1 protein-coding gene and 1 pseudogene are annotated in these 2495 nt (G+C 76.2%); both read left to right on the top strand.

Annotation, left to right across the window (positions count from 1 at the left end):
• Positions 1-1128: pseudogene (locus ACFXA3_RS40850) on the top strand (serine/threonine protein kinase); the annotation flags it as partial.
• A 161-nt stretch (positions 1129-1289) separates the two neighbouring features.
• Positions 1290-2495 (top strand): protein kinase (locus ACFXA3_RS40845; RefSeq protein ID WP_385196268.1); only part of this gene is annotated, 1206 nt, incomplete at its 3' end.

The following is a 2495-nucleotide window of genomic DNA, read 5'->3' as shown; positions in this document are numbered from 1 at the left end:
CGGGGGGCCGCACCGGTCCACCCCCCGACCGTCGAGGACACCCGGAATAACCCGCGCGCCGACCCCCCGGGGGCGGCGCCCCGGGCCGCCGCCGCGAAGGCGGCCGAGAAGGCGGAGAAGAAGGAGCGCGAGCGGCAGGAGCGCGAGCAGCGCGACCGGGCCCGCGCCGCGCTGAAGGCGGCCCGCAAGGCCGCGGCGGCCGCAGCGGCGGCTCCGGCGGCCTCGGCGGCCGAGGCCCCGGCCCCTGTCGCCGTCCCCGGCAGGACCTCGCCGGTCGCGGCGCCGCTCACCGACGTCATGTCCCGCCGGACCATCGCCATGGCGATAGCCGGCGTGGTCGTCGTGCTCGCCGTCATCGGTTCGCTGATCGCCTACGCGTTCAGCGGGGACGACACCGACGCCAAGAAGGAGCAGGGCAAGGGCGGTCCGGGCGCGAAGGTGTCCGGCAGCCCCGACCCTGGTGCGTCCGCCAAGACCGGCGGGACCAATGCCACCGCGGGCAAGGGCACCGGTACGGGCAGCGGTACGGGCACGGGCAGCGCGAACGGCGGCACCCAGCCCAGCCAGGGGCAGTCCCCGGCCGGGCAGCAGACCCAGGGGCAGACCCAGGGGCAGACCCAGGGACAGAGCCAGGGCCAGGGCTCCACCACGGGCGGTCCGGGAGCCGCCATCCCCGACGGCTACGCGAAGGTGACGGACCCCGGGTTCCACTTCTCGATGGTGATGCCCTCGGGCTTCAAGGTGACGGGCATAGCCGGCGAGAACTCCGGCGCGATATACAGCCGCGACGGCGGCTTCCCGCGCATACAGGTCGACCACACCAACAGCCCCGGCAGCGACGCCCGCGCCGCGTGGGCGGCGGCGGTCGCCGGAGTGGCGAGCTCCAGCACGAACTACAGGACGATCCGGATCGACCCGACGGAGTACAACAACTACCCGACGGTCGCCGACTGGGAGTTCGAGCGGGTGCAGAACGGCATCAAGGTCCGGGTGCTCAACCGCGGCTTCAAGGTGGACGGGAAGAACGGCTACGCCATCATGATCAGCTGCGCGGCGGACCAGTGGGACGGCCCGGAGTGCACGACGATGCGCAACACGGCGTTCCAGACCTTCCAGCCGCTGGCCTGACGGCCCGACGGCCCGACGGTCCTTCAGTCCGACGGACCGGCACCCCGATGACCCCGCCGGGGTGACGAGCCTTCCCGGGCCCGGGACGCGGGCGCCCTGCGCGACGTATCGTGGCAGTGGGGCCATGGGGGACGTGCGCCCCGGCACTCGGGGGAGGCGAAGTGGAGGACTACGCGGGCCGGATCCTGGCCGGCCGCTACCGTCTGCCGCTGCCGCCGTCGGACGAGTACGAGCTGGTCGAGACCCGCGCCTTCGACACGCGCAGCGGACAGGAAGTCCTGGTACGGCAGGTGCCGTTGCCGGAGGTCGTGGACGCAGAGCTGCTCGACGAACCGCTCGGGCAGGCGGTCCGGCCGGCCGGGCGCCGCTCGACGGGGGACCTTCCGGCCGTGCGCCGCGCCATCGCCGCCGCGCAGGCGGCCGCGTCCGTGCCGGACCATCCGCGGCTGGACCAGGTCTTCGACGTGTTCGCCGAGGGCGGTTCGCTGTGGATAGCCAGCGAGTTGGTGCCGGCGCGCCCGCTGGCGGCGCTGATCGCCGAAGAACCGCTGAGCCCGTACCGGGCGGCGGAGGTCGCCGCCGACGTACTGACCGCGCTGCGGGTGCTGCACGCGCACGGCTGGACGCACCGGAACATCACGGCCCGGACCGTGCTGATATGCGATGACGGGCGGGTGGTCCTGACGGGGCTGGCCGCGGGCGCCGCGGAAGACGCCCTCTGCGGCTACGACCCGGTCCCCCCGGAGTCCGCTCGGACCCCGGGCGGGGACGCCCCGGGCGGTGGACCGGCCGGCGGCGCGCCGCCCGCCGGGCCGGAGCTCGGCGGTGCCGGGTACCCGGGTGGCGGTTCGCTCCCGGGTACGTCGTCCGGAGCCGGACCGGCTCCGGGTGCGGGTGCGGGTGCGGGCGGTGCGGGGGGTGCCTTACGGGGACGGGGACCGCAGGTCGGTGAGCGGGCCGGGTCGGACGGTGCTCCGGGCGCGGGGCACGGTCCGGGCGGGGTGCCGAGCGGAGGTCCCGGCGCGGGCGGGTACGCGCCGCTCGTGGCGCCCGGGTACGACACCGGACCGCGGTACTCCGACCACATCACCCCGGAGGCGGCGGGGGAGCGCCCCGAGCTCAAGGCCGCCGCCCGGGCCGGGGCCATCGCCGCCTACCGGGCGGGGGCGCAGGCGGCCGCCGCGCGGGTCACGGAACAGCGCAAGGGCGGCTCCGAGCCGGAGCCGGAGCCCGAGTCCGCGCCGGAGCCGAGGCCGCAGGGGTCGAACCTCCCGCAGGGGTACGCGTATCCGTACGGGGGTCCGGAGAGCGGCGCGAACGCGCCCTGGCACGGGGCCGCGCCGCGCCGTCTGCCCGCGCTGCCGGCC

This window comes from Streptomyces sp. NPDC059456, assembly GCF_042750055.1.
Taxonomy (GTDB): Bacteria; Actinomycetota; Actinomycetes; order Streptomycetales; family Streptomycetaceae; genus Streptomyces.
This window is presented reverse-complemented; position numbering and strand designations above follow the sequence as displayed.